The sequence below is a fragment of the Cesiribacter sp. SM1 genome, assembly GCF_020178975.1.
GTDB lineage: Bacteria > Bacteroidota > Bacteroidia > Cytophagales > Cyclobacteriaceae > Cesiribacter.
Map to the genome: position 1 here is coordinate 1 of NZ_JAHXBU010000023.1, position 1,600 is coordinate 1,600.

At 36.4% G+C, this 1,600-nt stretch carries 1 protein-coding gene; it reads left to right on the top strand.

Annotated features, from left to right (window positions below):
* Positions 1-308: 308 nt before the first annotated feature.
* Positions 309-1,600 (top strand): PAS domain-containing protein (locus KWJ01_RS03910; protein ID WP_224995118.1); only part of this gene is annotated, 1,292 nt, incomplete at its 3' end.

Consider the following 1,600-nt stretch of genomic DNA (forward strand, 5'->3'; position numbering starts at 1 on the left):
CTTGTCTTTTGGAAAATAGGCTTTTTGATCAGGTAACTACAAATAGAAATAAAACTGGACAGTGGTCCAAAGTAAAATTACTTCGGCACTATCCCTTATCATCATTATATACTTATTCATAAACTTAAAGCAGTAGCGTTACTCAAAGCATCTGAATAACAACTAACAATCAGCAGTTAAGTATAAATGGAACCTAAGTAGATATTTTTTCATATTTCAGGAAATGACTTTTTGATCTTTTCTTCTTTGAAGATGGCAACTATATTGCAGGAAGAAGGCAATCATTTATTTTTTAAACAGTCATGGATATGGACGAGTTTTTTAGTGGTGGCGCAGAATCCTATGATCACATGCTTTCTTCAGTTGCAATCAAGCAAGCACTAGAAGATAATGAAGCTATCTATAAACTACTGGTAGATAGTGTTAAGGATTATGCTATCTTCATGCTGGACACAAGGGGTTATATCATTACCTGGAATGAAGGGGCGCAAAGACTGAAGGGGTACACAAAAGAAGAAATCACCAACAAACATTTTTCTATTTTCTACACCAAGGAGGCACTTGATACAAATCATCCTGCCTATGAATTGAGGATTGCTTCTACTGAAGGTAGGTTTGAAGAAGAAGGATGGCGTGTAAAAAAAGATGGCAGCTTATTCTGGGCAAACGTAGTTATTTCTGCTGTCTACAATAAGAATAAAGAATTAATTGGTTTTTCCAAGGTTACCCGTGATCTGACGGAGCGCAAGAACCTGGAAAACAGCTTATTGAAGGCAAATGAAGAACTTAGAGAAAGTAATGAACTATCACGTTTGTGGATAGCCAGTGTTAAAGATTATGCAATTTTTCTGCTAACCCCAGATGGCTATGTTGCTACCTGGAACGAAGGGGCTAAGCGAATAAAAGGCTACGAGGCTGAAGAGATTATCGGCAGCCACTTTTCAAAGTTTTACCCGCCAGAAATAAATGCTACGGGATACACACAGTTTGAACTTGCCAAAGCCATAGAAAATGGACGATTTGAAGACGAAGGATGGCGAGTAAAAAAAGATGGTTCTTTATTTTGGGCAAATGTGGTGATAACTCCCATTTATAATGCTGAAAAAAAGCATATAGGATTCACAAAAGTCACCCGAGATCTATCTGAAAAGCTTCGAAATGAATCCCTGATGAAAAAGAACCAGGAACTGCACAGGGTGAATACTGATCTGGATAATTTTATATACACTGCCTCACATGATCTTAAGTCACCCATTTCTAATCTTGAAGGATTACTTGCGCTTGTTGCAATGAAAATAAATCCAAAGCTGGATGAATCTGAAAAACAGATTATACAGTTGATGGGAACATCTGTTCAGAAGCTAAATGACACTATCATTAGTCTTATTGAGGTTACCAAAGTTCAGAAAGGCTTAAATGACAAAATAGAGGCTGTTTCTTTCAAAGAAGTCTTGGATGATGTAAAAGAAGAACTTGCAGGTATGATCAATACCACCCAGGTTATTATTAAAGAATCATTTGAAATCGAAAAGTTAACCATTGCAAAAGCAAGTTTAAGAAGTATCATTTACAACCTGATAAGCAATGCAATAAAATACCA